The sequence below is a fragment of the Candidatus Eisenbacteria bacterium genome, from assembly GCA_005893305.1.
GTDB lineage: Bacteria > Eisenbacteria > RBG-16-71-46 > SZUA-252 > SZUA-252 > WS-9.
Genome location: VBOZ01000010.1, coordinates 154,822 through 171,685, shown reverse-complemented (window position 1 = coordinate 171,685; position 16,864 = coordinate 154,822). Strand labels below are relative to the sequence as shown.

The window sequence follows — 16,864 nt, the reverse complement described above, 5'->3', positions numbered from 1 at the left end:
CGTTCCAGTATACGTTTCCGTCAGGCCGAGAGACGGATCAGGAGCTGCGAGAGCTCCGCGTGCGACGCAGCGGTCCAATCCGGCCGGACCGCCGCCCGGTGGGCGGGTTCGCTCGGATTTTCGATCGCCGTGAAGTGGATCGTCTGGAGGCCCAGCTGTCCCGCGCCGGCGACGTCGTGGTAGAGGGAATCTCCCACCATGGCGACCTCCTCGGGGGCCAGCTCCCAACGATCGAGCATCGGCCGGAACGCCTCGGGGAGCGGCTTTCGAGCGCCGATGTCGGCCGAGACCACGAACGGGTCGAAGTATCCCTCCCATCCAAGTCGACGGACGACCGTCCTCACATAGTCTCCATCGGTGCAGTTGGAAAGGAGCGCGAGCTTGACGCCGCGCCGCCTCAACATGTCGAGCGTCTCCGTGGCGCCGGGAAGCGCTTCGACGGCCTCGATCTCGGGGACGAACGACTCGGAGACCGCCTTGCGCAGCCTCGCCTCCGAGGAGGGCGCGACCGCCGCCGGCGATTCGAGCGCCGAGATCAAGGATTCGCGCGCGGTGATTTCCCTTCCGGTCTCCTCGGCCAGAGCCCGGTTTCGCTCCCGGATCTCGAGGTAGCGTTTCACGAAGTCGGCGGCCGCGCTCTCATCCCCCAGTATCCCCGTCGACACAAGGAACCGCGCGAGGCGCTCGGCGCCGGGCCGGGCCACGACGTCGGCATAATCGGTCCGCGTCGATCTGCGCTTGGGGCCGAGCCAGATCAGCGTGTTGCCATAATCGAAGATAACGCCGCGGAGCGGTGTCTTGGGATTCATCATTCAGTTGTATGATCGGGGGAGACGATCGATGTCCGAGAGGAGTGAAGCGTACCTCCTGACGATTCCCCTGTCAACGCACCGATGGAGACGACATGGCGGAAACCATCGGCGTGTTGGGCGCCGGCGCGCTCGGCACGCTGCTCGCGACGCGGCTCCATCGCGCGGGACATACGGTCCACGTGTACGCGCGGAGTCCCGCGCGGCGTGAGGCGCTGAGCCAGGAGGGATCGCAGCCGCTCATCGAGGATCGCGCGGAGGGACTCAAGCCCGCGACCCTCGTCTTCCTCTGCGTCAAATCGTACGACACCGGGACCGCCGCGCGATCGATCGTCGAAGCAGGGATTGCCTCCGCGATCTGCTCGCTTCAAAACGGTTGGGGCAACATGGAGATTCTGGAGGCCGCGCTCCCGCGCTCGCCCCTGATCGCGGGGGCCACGTCCCTGGGCGCCTACCTGGACGAGACCGGCGCCCTTCACGCCTCCGCGCGCGGGCCGACGCGGTTCGCGTCCTGGCGGAACACCGAGTTTCGCTGGGCCGAATACGCGGCCACGCTGTTCGAGGGCGCGGGCCTCACGGCCGACGCGAGCCGGGACGCGAATGGGATCTTGTGGCGGAAGCTGGCCCTCAACGCGGCGGTCAACCCGATCTCCGCGCTCTCGGGCAGGCCGAACGGCGCGATCCTCGAGTCGGGGCCTCTTCTCCGGATCGCGGAGGCCGCGGCCCAGGAGGCGGCGCGGGTCGGGGTCAGGGCCGGTTACGTCGAAGGCGGGTTCGATCCGATTCCCCTCCTCAAGGCGGTCCTCGAAGACACGTACGCGAATCGCTCCTCCATGGCGGAGGATCTGTCGCGCGGCCGGCGGACGGAAGCGGAGGCCATCATCGGAGCCGTGGTCCGGGCCGCCCGTCAGGTCGGGGAGCCCGTCCCGGTCCTGGAAGGGATCCGCGCGCTCGTCCTGGCTGCGGAATCGATGGCCGCGGAGGCGCCACGCCCCTGAAGCGCCGCCAAGGCGACGCCGCAAACGAAAACGGGGCGGCCGTGAGGGCCGCCCCGCTCGTCTTCCTTCGGACTACTTGAGAACCGTGACGCGCAGTCTCTGCTCTCCATCGAGTGAGATCATCTTCACGAAATAGACCCCTGTGGCAACGTGGGTGCCATTGTCAGCCGACCCGTCCCACCGGACCGAGTTGAATCCGGCCGGCATCGTCCCGTCCTGCAGGGTCTTTACGAGCCTTCCCGAAGTGTCGAAGACGCGGACCGTGACGGGACCCCTCTGGGTCGTCGTGAAGCTGAGGATCGTCTCCGGATTGAGTGGATTCGGCTGAGCTGCCAGGCCGCACCTGCCGGTGCTGCTGGTGCTCAACACGAAGACGAAATGCTTCACCGTGTCGCCGAACCTCGCGCCCGATTCGAGATTCCCCTCGATCGCGACCTCGACTCGGCTCAGGCCACGCGGGAGATCGCTGAACAGGGACCGAAGGTCCTCCTTCGAAAAGCAGGCTTTGATCTCGCGGACCCCGTTGTGGTTCTTGTCTCCGTTGAGGTCGGTCCTGTCTGCGAGCGCTGAAATTTGCTTGCCCGCATAGATCATCACGATGCTGGAGAGATCGACATCGTCGTTCGAGTACGAGTTCTGCACCGGCTCGATCTCAACGCAAGTAGCCCGATTCGCGTCCAGGACCGTAATTATGTTGGGTCCGGCGAAGAACGCGTTGGCCGCCAGTGTCTCCCCGCCGCCGCCACCGACCGTGATCGTGATCGCCTCGAAGTCGTCGAGTGCCGGGGTGCCGTTGTCCGTCACCCGGACCGTCGCGGCGAAGCTTCCCGTAGCCGAAGGTGTCCAGCTAAAGGCGCCCGTGGAGCCGTTGATCGCCGCCCCTGCCGGTGCGCCGGCATCCAGCGAGAAGGCGAGCGTCTGGCCCGCGTCGGCGTCCGTCGCGGTCGCCGTGAAGGCGACTTCGACCCCCACCGTGCCGGACTTGTTCCCGATTGCGTCAAGCACCGGCGCGTGATTCACCACCGCCTCGGTCACGTCGATCGAGATCGCCTCGAAGTCGTCGAGTGCTGGGGTGCCGTTGTCCGTCACCCGGACCGTCGCCGCGAAGCTTCCCGTAGCCGAGGGAGTCCAGCTGAAGGCGCCCGTCGAGCCGTTGATCGCCGCTCCGGCCGGAGCGCCGGCATCCAGCGAGAATGTGAGGGCATTGGCTGGAACGTCGGCGTCCGTCGCGCTCGCCGTGAAGGCTACTTCGACCCCTACGGTCCCCGCCTTGTTCCCGATGGCCGCCAGAACCGGCGCCACGTTCACCTCGTTCACGTCGATCGTGACCACCTCGAAATCATCCATCGCAGGGCTGCCGTCGTCCGTCACGCGAATGGTGACCGGGTAGCTGCCGGGGCCCTGCGCCTCGGTCGGCGTCCACGAGAACACGCCGCCCGCGGTGATCGCCGCGCCTGAGGGGCCACCGGTATCCAGCGAGAACGTGAGGGTCTGGCCCGCGTCGGCGTCCGTCGCGGTGGCCGTGAAGCTGAGAAGCAGCCCCTCGTCCACCGCCTTGTTCCCGATCGCATCGAGCACCGGCGCGTGATTCACCGCCGCTTCGGTCACGTCGATCGTGATCGCCTCGAAGTCGTCGAGCGCCGGTGTGCCGTTGTCCGTCACCCGTACCGTCGCCGCGAAGCTTCCCGTGGCCGAGGGCGTCCAGCTGAAGGCGCCTGTCGAGCCGTTGATCGTGGCTCCGGCGGGACCGCCTGCATCCAGCGAGAACGTGAGGGTGTTCGCAGGAACGTCGGCGTCCGTCGCGGTCGCCGTGAAGGCGACTTCGACCCCCACCGTCCCGGCCTTGTTCCCGATGGCCGCCAAAACCGGCGCCACGTTCACTTCATTGACGGTGATCGAGATCGCCTCGAAAGCGTCCATCGCGGGGCTGCCGTTGTCCGTCACGCGGACCGTGACCGGGTGGCTACCCGGACCGTCGGCTTCTCCAGGCGTCCACGAGAACACGCCGCCCGCCGCCGTGATCGCCGCGCCGGAAGGGGCGCCGGAATCCAGAGAGAACGCGAGCGTCTGCCCCGCGTCGGCATCGGTCGCGGTGGCCGTGAACGTCAAGGGCGTCCCCTCGTCCACCGTCTTGTTCCCGATCGCCGCGAGCACCGGAGCGTGGTTCACGACCCCCGCGCCTACGTTGATCGAAATCGCCTCGAAGTCATCGAGGGCAGGCGTGCCGTTATCGGTCACCCGAATCGTGACCGCGAAGCTGCCGGTAGCCGATGGCGTCCAGCTGAAAGCGCCCGTCGAGCCGTTGATCGTGGCTCCGGCGGGTGCGCCGGCATCCAGCGAGAAGGTGAGAGTGTTGGCTGGAACATCGGCATCCGTCGCGGTAGCGGTGAAGGCGACCTCGACCCCGACGGTCCCCGCCTTGTCCCCGATCGCGGCCAGGACCGGCGCCACGTTGACCTCGTTCACCGTGACCGAGATCGTTTCGGAATCGCCGAGATTCGGGGTCCCATCGTCGGTCACCCGCACGGTGATGGAATGGCTACCCGGTCCGTCCGCCTCCGCCGGCGTCCAGCTGAACGCGCCCGTCGAGGCGTTGATTGAAGCTCCGGCCGGCGCGCCCGCGTCCAACGAGAACGTCAGCGTTTGGCCGGCGTCGGCATCGGTCGCCGTCGCGGTGAAGCTCAGCGTCGCTTCTTCATCCACGGTCTTGTTCCCGATCGGAGCGAGCACCGGGTTGACGTTCGCGGCCGCGCTCACGACAATCGAGATCGCCTCGAAGTCGCTGAGCGGGGGCGTTCCATTGTCGGTCACCCGGACCGTCACCGGGAAGGTGCCGCTCGCCGAAGGCGTAAAGCTGAAGACGCCCGTCGTCGCGCCGATCGCCGCTCCGGCCGGAGCGCCGGCGTCCAGCGAGAACGCGAGCGTGTTCGCCGGAACGTCCGCGTCGGTAGCCGTCGCCGTGAACGCCACGGCCCCGCCGACCGTCGTCGCCTTGTCCCCGATCGCGGCCAAGACCGGAGCGACGTTGACCTCGCTGACCGCGATCGAGATCGCCTCGAAGTCCTCCATCGCGGGACTGCCGCTGTCCGTCACGCGAATCGTAACGGGGTAGCTTCCCGGGCCCTGCGCCTCGGTCGGGGTCCACGAGAACGCGCCGGCCCCGGTGATCGCCGCCCCCGCGGGGGAGCCGGCGTCCAGGGAGAATGTGAGCGTCTGGCCCGCGTCCGGATCGTTCGCCGTCGCGGTGAAGGCCAGGGACGCCAGCTCAGCGATGGACTTGTTCCCGATCGCCGCGAGCACCGGCGGCTGGTTGGCCCCCGCACTCACCGTGATCGTGATCCCCTCGGAGTCGCCGAGCGGAGGCACTCCGTCGTCGGTCACCGTGACCGTCAGCGGGAACGTGCCCGTCGCCGCCGGGGTCCAGTTGAAAATGCCGGTCGAGGCGCTAATCGTCGCGCCGGCGGGGGCGCCGGTCAGGCCGAATGATTTCCCGTTCCCGGGCAGATCGGCGTCGGTCGCGGTCGCAGTGAAAGTCAGCGGGCTGTTCACCGTTACCGTCTTGTCGCCGATCGCGGCCAAGACCGGAGCCTGGTTCACCTCGTTCACCGTGATCGAGAACCCGGCCGAGCTGCTCGCGGAGGGGCTCCCGCTATCCGTGGCCGTAACGGTCACCGGATAGTTCCCAGGTCCCTCCGCCTCCGTCGGGGTCCAGCTAAACACTCCCGATGCCGAGCCGATCGTCGCCCCGTTCGTAACCGTGGCGGCATCCAACGAGAACGACACCGTCTGGCCCGCGTCCGGGTCGGTAGCGGTCACCGTGAACGTCAAAGGCGCCAGCTCGTTTACCGTCTTGTTCCCGGGATTCGTAACTACCGGCGGGTTATTCCCGCCCGGCGCCGCATCGAGCCCTTCGGCGATTAACCAGTCGCCGGGCCCACCATAGAACGCCTGCGTGTTCGGACCGTCCAACCGGTACGTGTTGTCGCCCGCGATACCGGGGCACGGCGTCCCAAACGAAGTGAAGTCCTGTGAGGCCGGAAGGATATCGACAAAGCCGATCTTGGGCGACCCGCCCGTCCCCGTAATCGTCAGCGTCCCAAGCCGAAACAATCCCGCAGGCGTGTACGTAAACGCGTAGAACCCCGTCTTGAACGTCCCGTCCCCAGTGTTCAACGTCTGCGCCTGGTTCGGGAACGCGGTCGCCTGGCGGTTGATGTAGTTCCCGTACGTCGCTGTCCCGCCCGTCGCCACGATGTTGAAGGCGTACGAGTTGATGTCCATCGCGGTCCCGGGGACCGTGTTGCAGCCCGCCACGCTCCCGTCCTTATTCATGTTCGTGACCAGGTAGATGTCCACAATCGTCGAGTCGTTGTTCGCGTTCAGGCGATCGCCCGTGTCATGGATTCCGTTCCCATTCGAATCCATGTACATGTACTGGGCGGACGCCGGAACGGCGAAGGGAAGCGTGAGTACCGCGGCAAATAAAGCGAGACGAAACACGAACTTCATTGGAAGCCTCCTTGAAGTGGCACGCAAGATGCCTAGCTCAGACCAATGAACGCACGATGTCGTGACGCGGATGCTTCCCCCGCCGCGCGGAGCCGCGCGACCCCAACGATTACACGGCCCATATGAGGGCCGAAGGATTACATCTCGACGTAATTCGGAGGTTGGCTCGAAGGAAGGCTCGGCTATGTGCAGCCGAGGGAGAGGGGGATCTCGCAAGTCCTTCGCGCCAAACCTCTTGGCGAGATTTTATCCTCTAAACACCGCAAGATAGTAGCACAACCAAACTTGAGAAGTCAAGAGGGGACCGCCCGGCGGATGCCTTCCCGGAGCATGTTGCCCTGCTCCTTGGTGCCGATCCCGCTGTCCGTGCCGGTCGAGCGCAGTTTTCCGGACGCGAAAAGCTCCTCCACGGCGGCTCCGATGAGGGCGCCCGCCTCAGACTCGCCGAGATGCTCGAGCAGCATCTGCCCCGCCAGGATTGCCCCCACCGGCGACGCGACATTCTTTCCGGCGTGCTTCGGGGCAGAGCCGTGGATCGGCTCGAACATCGAGACACGGCCGGGGTGGATGTTTCCCGAAGCCGCGATTCCCATTCCTCCTTGGATCGCCGCGCCGAGGTCGGTCAGGATGTCCCCGAACATGTTCGAGACCACGACGGTGTCGAACGCCTCGGGGTTCTTGACCATCCACATGCAGGCGGCGTCGATGTAGGCGTGATCCCGCTGGATGTCGGGATAATCCTTCCCGACTTCCTCGAACGTGCGCGTCCAGAGATCCATCGCTCCGACCGCGTTTGCCTTGTCCACCATCGTGAGCTTCTTCGTCTTCGCGCGCCGCCGGCAGAGGTCGAAGGCGTAGCGGATCACCCGCTCCGTTCCCTTGCGCGTGAAGATCATCTCCTGCATCGCCACCTCGTCGGGGGTCCCTTTCTTCAAGAACCCGCCGATGCCGGCGTAGACGTCCTCGGTGTTCTCCCGCACCACCACCATGTCGACATCCTCGGGGCGCTTCCCTTTCAGGGGGCAGAGATGCTCGGCGTAGAGCTTCACGGGGCGGAGGTTGACGTAGAGGTCGAGCCCGAACCGGATTCCCGAGATGACGGCGCGCTCGAGGAGCCCCACGGGAAGGCGGGGGTCGCCGATCGCGCCCAACAAGATTGCGTCGTGGCCGCGCATCTCCTCGAGGGCGGATGCGGGAAACATCTCCTTCGACTTCATGTAGTGATCGGCCCCGAAGGGATACTGCGTGAGATCGAGCGCGAAGCCGCGCACGTCGGCGGCCAAGCGGATCGTTTCGATCGCCTCCCGCGTCACCTCGGGGCCGATCCCGTCGCCGGGCAGGACCGCGATCCGGTAGCGCTTAGCCACGCGCCGCCGCCCCGCTCCGGCTCCGCTTGAACTCGACGACGATGAGCTCCAGCTCGGCGTCCTCGAACACCGCCTCGCGCTGCTTGGCGAGCCGGAAGACGTGCTCGACCAGGGGACGGCCGGGCTCATGGCCGTGCTCGGTGAGCCAGTAGATCACGTTCGATTCGCCGCACATCGGGCCCACGTTGATCTCCTGCTTCAATCCCAGCATGCCGGCGGGGACGCTCGAGTAGACGCGGTCCGCGAGCCAGGAGTCGCCCTTCTTCTTGGCCTTGATCACCGCGGCGGCGTGGACGCCGGTGCCGGTGCGAAACGCGTCCCGGCCGAGCGCCGGGTAGTTGTACGGGATCGGAACGCGGCACGACTTCGAAACGAGGGCGCAGTACTCCGGAAGCGCGGTCAGGTCCGGGTCAAGCCAGCCGAGGAGCTTCAGATTGATGAGGATCAGATCGAGCGGGGCGTTCCCCACCCGCTCTCCCACCCCGAGGATCGTCCCGTGCACCCGATCGGCTCCGGCCAGGAGCGCGGCCAGCGCGTTGGCGACGCCGAGGTCGCGGTCGCGGTGGCCGTGCCAGTCGACGCCGACCTTCTCGCCGGTCGCGTCGACGACGCCGCGGATGAAGGCGATCAGCCGGGCCGCGCCCTCCGGCGTCGCGTGCCCCACGGTGTCGGAGACGCAGACCCGCCGGGCGCCGCACTCGACAGCTTTCGTGTAGAGGCGGCGGAGGATCTCCGGGCGCGCGCGGGTCGTATCCTCGGTCACGTACATCACCGGCACGCCGTTCCGCGTCGAGTAGGTGACCGCCTCCTCGGTGTGACGGAGAAGACGGTCGAGGTCCCAGTCCTCGGCGTACTGGCGAATCGGGCTCGAGCCGATGAAGGTGGCGGCCTCGATCCTGAGCCCGGACTTCTGGGAAATATCGATGATCGGGTCGATGTCGTCCTTGTGCGTCCGCGCGGCGCAGTAGGGCTCGATCGGGAGCTTGGCGCGCGCGATCTCCTTGGCCAATGCCAGCGCGGCTTCCTTCGCGCGGGGGCCCGCGCCCGGGAGGCCGATGTCGTTGCCGTGGACTCCGAGGCGCGCCTGGAAGTGGAGCGCGCGGATCTTCTCCTCGATGGGAGGATCGGTGACCGAGGGCGATTGGAGGCCGTCTCGAAGGGTCTCGTCCACGACCTGGACGGGGCGCGGAGGCCGAACGGGCCCGCCCTCGCCGACGTTCCAATCGAAGATCAAGTCCCGCTCGGACGGCTGGGTCACGCGAGCGCCTCGACCACCATCGCGATCCCCTGTCCCCCGCCGATGCAGGCCGCGGCGACGCCCCAGCGCTTCTTTCGCCGACGAAGCTCATAGAGCAGCGTGAGGACGAGCCGGGTGCCGGTTGCCGCGAGCGGATGGCCGAGCGCGATCGCCCCGCCGTTCACGTTGGATTTCTCCCGCGGATTCCCGAGCTCCTTCTCGACCGCGAGGTACTGCCCCGCGAACGCCTCGTTAATCTCGAAGAGGTCGACGTCGTCGACCGTCATGCCGGCCTGCTTCAGCGCGGCGCGCGTCGCCGGAACGGGGCCGATCCCCATCGCGTCCGGATCGACTCCGGTCACCGCCCAGGAAACGATGCGGCCGATCGGCTTGAGATCGCGCTTCTCCGCGTGGCGCGCGGTCGTGACGACAACGGCCGCGGCGCCGTCGACGATCCCGCTCGCGTTCCCCGCGGTGACGAAGCTGTCCTTGCCGAACGCGGGCTGGAGCTTCGCGAGGCCCTCGAGCGTCGCGCCCTCAAAGCAGTGGTCGTCCTTCTCCACCACTTTGGCTTCCCGCCCGGGAAGGGTGACCTTCACGATCTCCTCGCTCAGGAGGCAGGAGTCGATCGCGCGCCTTCCCTCCGTGATGCTGCGGAACGCGTAGGCATCCTGCTCCTCGCGCGAGATCTTGTACCGCCGCGCCAGGTTGTCCGATGTCTCGGCCATGAAGAGGCCGCAGTAGGAATCCTTGAGCGCGGTCAGGAGCGAATCCTCGAGCACGCCCTGGCCCAGGCGCAGCCCGCTCCGGGCGCCCCGCACGACGAACGGAGCCTGGCTCAAGTTCTCGATCCCGCCGGCGAGCACGAAATTGGCTTCCCCCAGCTGGAGGAGGTGCGCGGCCTCCATGATCGATTGAATGCCCGAGCCGCAGAGGCGGTTCACGGTGAGGGCGGGGACCGGAACCGGGACCCCCGCCTTGAGCGCCACGTGGCGCGCGCCGTAGATCGCGTCACCGCTCGTCTGGAGCGCGTTTCCAAACACCACGTGGTCGAGCAGGTCGGGCGGAACCTTCGACCGCTCGAGCGCGGCCTTGGCCGCGATGACCCCCAGGTCGATCGCCGAGACGTCTTTCAAGGCGCCGCCGGGCTTCCCGTTGCCGGCCCGGCCGCCCACCCACTCCGCCATCGGGGTTCTGGCGCCGTTCAGGATGACGACTTCTTCGCGTGCCATCGGTGTCCCTTGCCTTCCTATGTCTTCGAGTAGTCGTAGAATCCGCGGCCGGACTTGCGGCCCATGTAGCCCGCGAGGACCATCCGCTTGAGCAGCGGCGGCGCGGCGTACTGCGGCTGCTTGAACTCCTCGAACATGATGTTGGCGATGTAGTACGTGGTGTCAAGGCCAACGAAATCGAGGAGCGTCAGCGGCCCCATCGGGTAGCCGCAGCCGAGCTTCATCCCGTTGTCGATATCTTCCTTAGATGCGACGCCCGACTCGAAGACGCGGACGGCGTCGAGCAAATACGGCACCAGGAGCCGATTGACCACGAAGCCGGGCGTGTCCTTGGCCACGACGGCGGTCTTCCCGATCTTCTCGACGAACCCCTTCGCGACATCGAACGCGGCCTCGTTCGTGGGCAGGGCGCGGATGATCTCGACCAGTTTCATGAGCGGGACGGGATTGAAGAAGTGGAGTCCCAGAACCCGCTCCGGCCGGCCCGCGGTCGCCGCGATCTCGGTGATCGAGAGCGAGGAGGTATTGCTGGCCAGGACCGCCGTGGGCGGAACCAGCTTGTCGAGAGCCTGAAAGACCTCCCGCTTGGCCTCGATGCTCTCCACCACCGCTTCGATCACCAGCTCGCACGGGGCCAGGTCGCGAAGCTCCGTCGTCCCCTTGATGTTCGCGAGCACCTTGTCGCGGTCCTCCGCGGTCACCTTCCCCTTCGCAACGCCGTCGTCCAGGAACTTCCGAATCCGTCCGAGACCTCGATCGAGGGTGGGCTTGTCGACTTCGCGCACCCACGTGACGAGCCCCGCCTGGGCGCTCACCTGAGCGATCCCGGACCCCATGAGACCGCATCCGACCACGCCCACCGTCTTCAACGCCGCCATCGCCTTCCGTCCTCCCTAGTTTCGGATGAGTTCCAACGCGATACCAAGACCGCCGCTCACGCAGAGCGTGGCCAGGCCCAGCGATGCTCCCCGGCGCTCCATCTCGTGGACCAACGTCGTCACGATGCGGGCGCCGGTTGCCCCGATCGGATGCCCCAGCGCGATCGCGCCGCCGTTCACGTTGAGCCGGGCGCGATCGAGCTTGAGGTCGCGTTCGCACGCGAGGACCTGAGCGGCGAAAGCCTCGTTCAGCTCGATCAGCTCGTATGCGTCGAGCGTCCGCCCCGTCTTCCCGAGAAGCTCGCGCGTCGCGGGCACCGGCCCGATTCCCATGATCGAGGGATCGACGCCGACGACCGTGCTCTCCCCCACCCAAGCCTGCGCCTTCATGCCTCGCTCCCGGGCGACCGACTCCGCGACCAAGAGGATCGAGGAAGCGCCGTCGGTGATCCCTGAGGAATTCCCCGCGTGGACCGTGCCTCCCTCGCGGAAGACCGGCGGGAGCTTCTTGATCTCCTCGAGCGTCGTGTCGGGCCTCGGATGCTCGTCGCCGGTCACCGCCCGCGATTCGCCCTTCCGCCCCGGGACCGTCACGGGAACGATCTCGTCCTTGAATCGCCCCTCGCGAATCGCGGCGCCGGCGCGGCGCTGGCTCTCCAGCGCGTAGGCGTCCTGCTCCTCGCGCGAGATCTTGTGTAGATCGGCCAGCTTCTCGGCGGTCTCCCCCATCAGGAGCCCGCAGATCGGATCGAGGAACCCGTCCCGGTACATGCCGTCGGCGAGCGGCGCGTTCCCCAGGCGGTAACCCGTGCGGGCGCGGTCGAGAAGATACGGAACGCGCGTCATGCTCTCCGCTCCGCCCGCGACGACCACGCGAGCGCGGTTCGAACGGATCCGCTCCGCCGCGAGGAGGATCGCCTGGAGTCCGGAGCCGCAGGCTTGATTCACGGTGAAGGCGGGGCGCTCCTGGGGGATTCCAGCTCGGATCAGGACCTGCCGCGCCATGTTGGGTCCGCCTCCCGCCTGGCGCGCGCATCCGTAGATCAACTCGTCCACGTCGCCGGGAGCCGCGCCCGCTCGCTCGAGGAGACCGCGCGTCGCGGCCACGCCCAGATCGGCCGCGCTCAGCTCCGCAAACGAGCCGAGGAATTTCCCGATCGGCGTGCGGACCGAAGCGACGATTGCCACCCGTTCCATGCGGTTCCCGCTCCCGGCTAGGCGGATGCCTAGACGCCGGTGAAGGTAGCCTTCCGCTTCTCGAGGAAGGCTTTGAGCCCCTCCCGCATGTCGGCGGTCGCGGAGACCAGCCCGAAGTAGGCCGACTCCATCTCGAGTCCGTGCGCCAGATCCATCTCCAGGCCGCGGATCGCGGCGTCCATCGCGAAGCGCACCGCGATCGGCCCGCGCGCGAGGACTTCGCCGGCGACCTTCTCGCAATGGGGCAGGAGCTCGGCGGCCGGCATGACGCCGTTCACGAGTCCGATCCGGAACGCCTCCTGCGCGTCGATCATCCGCGCGGTCGCGATGAGCTCGAGCGCGCGGCCGAGCCCGACCAGGCGCGGCAGCCGCTGCGTTCCGCCGTACCCCGGGATGATCCCGAGCCCGACCTCGGGCAGGCCCATCTTAGCTCCCTCGGCCGCGAACCGCATGTGGCACGCCAGCGCCAGCTCGCACCCTCCGCCGAGCGCGAAGCCGTTGATGGCCGCGATCACCGGCTTCCCGAGGGACTCGATCTCCGAGAGCGCGGCCTGACCGAGGCGCGAGGAGGCCTCGCCCTGGAGCGGCGTCATCACCGCGAGCTCGTTGATGTCGGCTCCCGCGATGAAGGCCTTCTCCCCCGAGCCGGTGAGGATCACGGCGCCGACGGCCGGGTCGTGGCGGAGGGCCGAGAACGCGGCGTGGATCTCGCGCACGGTCTTCTCGTTGAGCGCGTTCAGGAGCTTGGGCCGGTTCACGGTCACGCGCGCGATCCGGTCCTTTACCTCGACGATCAGATTCTCATAAGTCATTGGGGCCACGATGGTTGAGTGGGGGTATAAATGCCCCCGGGCCAGGCCCGGGCGTGGGTCGCCAGGCCTGGAGCAAATCACCCGTAGGCACATTCTGTCAAAGGTTTTGGAGACCGTCCGGCGATTTCAACCGGCGCCTCCTACCGGCGCTAGCGCGTGAACGTCACGCCGATCGTCGCCACCCGGCCCCGCGCGGGGAATCCCTTCACCTCGGAATAGTCCCGGTCGAGCACGTTCGAGACGCGCGCGTTCAATTCCGCCCAGCGCCGCAGCGTCACGAGCGCGCCGAGATCGAGCGCGGCGTAGCCCGGTGTGTCTCCGTCGAGCACGCGGCCGCGCGCGTCGATGAAGTTGAACGGATCGATGACCGAATCGACCCACCGCCACGAGCCGGTCAGTGCGAGATCCCGGTGGACGCTCGCCCGCCCCGAGATCCCAAACCGCCAGGCGGGACGCTTCGCGAGCGGCGCGCCCGTGTCGGTGTTGTTCGCGACCAGGTGCGCGGCGAATCCGGACAGCTCAACGCGGCGGTGAGGGACGAAACGAAGCGCGTACTCCTCTCCCTCGATCATCGCCTTCCCGACGTTCTCGGGCAGGAACGCGAAGCTGGGCTGAAGAACCCCCTGGATGAGATCGACGAAGTTCGTGTGGTGATAGGAAACTCGTCCCTCCACCCTGCCGTCGAGCCAAAGGCCCACGATGCCCGCTTCCAACGTGGTCGAGCGCTCCGGGGCGAGCGACGAGTCGCTGTACCCGGGATAGTAGAGATCGGTCAGGGTCGGCGCGGTGAACGCGCGGCCGTATCCTGCCCGAATCTTCAGCCCGGCCTCAGGCACCAAAAGCCCGATCGCGAGGCGCGGGAGACCGTAGGATCCGTAGCGCGAATGGTCGTCGAGACGGATTCCCGTGTCCGCGAGGAAGCGGTCCGCGATCTCCCAATGCGCCTGGGCGAAGAGCGAGCGGTCGTGGATCCCCTTGTCCACTCGCGTGGTGTCCGTGAAGCCGCCGAAATCGAACGCATCGTTCCGTTTCACCTGATCCCCGCGATAGTCGGCGCCGGCGACGGCACGGAACGAGGATCCGGCGTTGACCCGAGCGCGCAGAGATCCGATGCCGCGCGTGTTCTTGAGATCGGTGTTCTGGAAATCCGTGGCTCCGCCCCCGTTCGGCTCATTCTGGTTCTGAATCCGCCCGGTCAGGCCGGACACCTCCGCCTCCACGTCCAGCGAGCGGTCCAGCGTGTGCCGCCACGTCGCGATCCCCGCGAAGAGACGGTCCTTCTCGTCATTGTTGGGGTCGCGGATCTCCTTGTTCGATCCGAAGGGCGAGAGCGTGGGATCGGTGTAATCAAAGAAGAAATCGTAGGGGAGCTCCTTCTTCCCGCTCGTGGCGAGTCCGCTCACGTGGAGGTGGTCCCGGCCACCGACCGGGAGCTCCGCGTGGAAGGTCCCGTTCAGCCCCGTGTATCCGTCGCGCGGACCGACGCCGTCCGAGCTGAGCCGCGTCGCGGCGAGCCCCAGCGGCGCGCGGCCGACCGTCCCGTTCCATTGAATCCCCTGGCGCAGCGTGACGTTCTCGCCGTATTCGGCGAAGGCGCGGAGCCTGCCGCGGCCCTCGGGGCGTCCCGCGTCGATCCCATTGGCTTCCACGGCGCCTTGGCTCAGCATTTGGATCACGCCCCCGACGGCGCCGGAGCCGTAGAGCGACGAGGCCGGTCCGCCCAGCACCTCGACCCGCGCCACGCCCGGGTCCACGAGATCCGCGAAATCGAATGTCCCGAGCCAAGGCCCGTTGAGCGGGATTCCGTCGAAGAGAACGAGCGTGTGGCGCGGGTCGGCGCCCCGGAGACGGGCGTCGGTCAGCTTCCCGAGGCTGCCCGATCTCTGGACGTCGAGGGCTGGCACCTCGCGGAGCGCGTCGGCGAGGAGGAATTGGCGGTGGGTGTCCAGGCGGTCACGGCCGACCACCGTCACGTCCAGCGGCACGCGCCCGAGGGGGACCGGCAGCCGTTCGCCGGTCACGATCACCGGGTCGAGGTGGTAGCGCGGCTCGACCATCGAGTCGGCGGGCGAAGCGCCCGCCTCGGCCCCGGCGGCAAGAACGCGCGAATGGAATGCGGCGGCGAACGATGCGGTGGCGAGTACGACGAACGAAACCCGGAGAAGCGGACGCAGAGGTCCCATGGTCCTCCCTCACGAAGGATGGGTGTCTAGGCGGAGGGTGGGTCGGTCTCCTGACTCGCGGGTCATCCTCAAGCGGCGCCTTCCCGGGTTTCCCCAGTGGCTTCAGGCCGCTCTTGTCACCGCTCACAGTGGCGGGGCCGTGTCGGATTCGCACCGACTTCCCGGGCCTCCAATGGGAGGCCCTCCCACACTCGCCGCGGGTTCTATCCGCGGCGCCCCCGATCATAGCCGAGTGCGCGCCGATTGCAAGCGGCGCGCGGTCAGGGCGCGCCCCATGAGGCACTACCGGCGCTAGAACTTGACCTTCGGCGCCTCCTTGGCCGCTTCGGGCGCCTGGAAGAGCGGGGCCTGCTCGAAATTGAAGCTCGCGGCGACCAGGTTCGCGGGGAATTGCCGCACGCGCACGTTGTAGGTCATGACCGCGTCGTTGTAGCGCTTCCGCTCCGTCGAGATCCTATTCTCGGTGCCGGAGAGCTCATCCTGAAGCCGCATGAAGTTCTCGCTCGACTTGAGCTCGGGGTAGTTCTCGACGACCACCAGGAGGCGGGCGAGCGCGCTCGAGAGCTGGTTGTTCGCCGCGATCTTGTCGGGCACCGTCTGCGCGCTTCCGATCCGGGCGCGCGCGTCGGCAATCGCCGTGAAGATGGTGGTCTCCTGCTTCGCGTATCCCTTCACCGTCTCCACGTAGTTCGGGATCAGGTCGTTCCGCCGCTGGAGCTGGTTCTCGACCTGCGACCACGCCGTCTTGTTCTGCTCCTGGAGCGAGACCATGTCGTTGTAGGTCGTGCGGACGTAGCCGGCCACGAAGAGCGCCGCCACGACGAGGGCGCCCAAGATGAGCAGGGCGACGGTGAGTGCGTTGACGCGTGAGGCCATCGAATCCCCCCCTTTCGAATCTAGTCGGAGAACAATCGGATCAATCGGCCGCTTCGGTAAGCCGGACGAGTATGGTCTGTGCCGAGGCCAATAGCCTCGTCGCTTCGATGCGGGAGCGCACGTCCGGTCCACGGTCGAGAAGCCCGCCAAGCGCTTCCGCGTCGATGCCGAAGAGCGCGGCGCAGCGCTTCGTCAGATCGCCGCGCGTCGCGGGAATCGGCTCCCCCGCGAGGTGAAGAAGCCCCGACGCGGAGGCTGCGATCGCCGTGCCGGCCCGGCCCGCCCAGTGTCGCGCGCCCGCCGGCGTGCCCGCGAGCGCCACGTACGTCCAGGCGAGGCCCAGCTCCTGCGCCCGCAGGACTCGCTCGATCTCCCGGCTCAACGCCTTTCGATCGATCTCGAGGTTCGCGAAGCAGTCTTCCCCGTGAAGCGTCTCGTGACGCTCCCGGATGAGCAGGTATTCCAAGGGGAAGACGTCGATCGACCGGTTGAGCCCCTCTCGAGAGAGGAGAAGCGGGCGAATGACGCGGCTCCGTTGCCAGACCCGGTGCGCGGGTCGGAGCGCCTCCAGCTCCTCGGGCCCGAGCGCCGAGAACACGAACGCCACGTTCACGTCCGAGTGCGCGGGGAGAAATTCTCCTCCCGCGGCGCTCCCGTAAAGCGTCGCGCCGACAAGCCGATCTCCCACGGCCCGCAGCGCGGCCGACACCGCGCGCCCCGCGGCCGCTCTCCCGTTAAACGGTCGCCTCCACATCAGCTCGGATCT

Annotated in this window: 12 protein-coding genes and 1 riboswitch; of the genes, 1 reads left to right on the top strand and 11 read right to left on the bottom strand. The window is 67.5% G+C overall.

Going from position 1 to position 16,864, the window contains the following annotated elements; translation table 11 throughout:
• Positions 1 to 20: 20 nt before the first annotated feature.
• Positions 21 to 812: an HAD family hydrolase gene (locus tag E6K79_03995; GenBank protein TMQ66029.1), complete on the bottom strand. Its 792-nt coding sequence runs from the start codon at positions 810 to 812 to the stop codon at positions 21 to 23.
• 92 nt (positions 813 to 904) lie between these two features.
• Between E6K79_03995 and E6K79_03990 the strand changes: the two genes are divergently transcribed.
• Positions 905 to 1,807 carry a ketopantoate reductase family protein gene (locus tag E6K79_03990; GenBank protein ID TMQ66028.1) on the top strand — a complete coding sequence of 301 codons (903 nt, stop codon included), beginning with the start codon at positions 905 to 907 and terminating at the stop codon, positions 1,805 to 1,807.
• A 72-nt stretch (positions 1,808 to 1,879) separates the two neighbouring features.
• Here E6K79_03990 and E6K79_03985 read toward each other — a convergent pair whose 3' ends face one another.
• The 10 genes from E6K79_03985 to E6K79_03940 form a co-directional block, all read right to left on the bottom strand.
• Positions 1,880 to 6,316, bottom strand: a complete 4,437-nt coding sequence (locus E6K79_03985; GenBank protein TMQ66027.1) for a T9SS type A sorting domain-containing protein — start codon at positions 6,314 to 6,316, stop codon at positions 1,880 to 1,882.
• Between the two features lie 293 nt (positions 6,317 to 6,609).
• The gene (locus E6K79_03980; GenBank protein TMQ66026.1) at positions 6,610 to 7,812 is read right to left on the bottom strand and encodes a 3-isopropylmalate dehydrogenase; all 1,203 of its coding nucleotides are present in this window, start codon (positions 7,810 to 7,812) and stop codon (positions 6,610 to 6,612) included.
• Positions 7,676 to 8,941, bottom strand: coding sequence for a 2-isopropylmalate synthase (locus E6K79_03975; protein TMQ66025.1), 1,266 nt, complete (start codon positions 8,939 to 8,941; stop codon positions 7,676 to 7,678). The genes E6K79_03980 and E6K79_03975 overlap by 137 nt, the downstream gene beginning before the upstream one ends.
• Entirely contained in the window at positions 8,938 to 10,152 is a 1,215-nt protein-coding gene (locus E6K79_03970) for an acetyl-CoA C-acetyltransferase (GenBank protein TMQ66024.1), read from the bottom strand. Before E6K79_03970 ends, E6K79_03975 begins: the two co-directional genes overlap by 4 nt.
• 17 nt (positions 10,153 to 10,169) lie before the next feature.
• On the bottom strand, positions 10,170 to 11,030 hold the full coding sequence (locus E6K79_03965) for a 3-hydroxybutyryl-CoA dehydrogenase (protein TMQ66023.1): 861 nt from the start codon (positions 11,028 to 11,030) through the stop codon (positions 10,170 to 10,172).
• 15 nt (positions 11,031 to 11,045) lie between these two features.
• Positions 11,046 to 12,227 (bottom strand): acetyl-CoA C-acetyltransferase, encoded by a 1,182-nt coding sequence (locus E6K79_03960; protein ID TMQ66022.1) that lies wholly within the window; start codon positions 12,225 to 12,227, stop codon positions 11,046 to 11,048.
• Between the two features lie 29 nt (positions 12,228 to 12,256).
• Entirely contained in the window at positions 12,257 to 13,039 is a 783-nt protein-coding gene (locus E6K79_03955; GenBank protein TMQ66021.1) for an enoyl-CoA hydratase, read from the bottom strand.
• A 149-nt stretch (positions 13,040 to 13,188) separates the two neighbouring features.
• Positions 13,189 to 15,222: a TonB-dependent receptor gene (locus E6K79_03950; protein TMQ66020.1), complete on the bottom strand. Its 2,034-nt coding sequence runs from the start codon at positions 15,220 to 15,222 to the stop codon at positions 13,189 to 13,191.
• A gap of 22 nt (positions 15,223 to 15,244) precedes the next feature.
• A riboswitch (cobalamin riboswitch) is annotated at positions 15,245 to 15,426 on the bottom strand.
• Between the two features lie 87 nt (positions 15,427 to 15,513).
• Positions 15,514 to 16,098 carry a LemA family protein gene (locus E6K79_03945; GenBank protein ID TMQ66019.1) on the bottom strand — a complete coding sequence of 195 codons (585 nt, stop codon included), beginning with the start codon at positions 16,096 to 16,098 and terminating at the stop codon, positions 15,514 to 15,516.
• Between the two features lie 40 nt (positions 16,099 to 16,138).
• The gene (locus E6K79_03940) at positions 16,139 to 16,852 is read right to left on the bottom strand and encodes a hypothetical protein (protein TMQ66018.1); all 714 of its coding nucleotides are present in this window, start codon (positions 16,850 to 16,852) and stop codon (positions 16,139 to 16,141) included.
• Positions 16,853 to 16,864 lie beyond the last annotated feature (12 nt).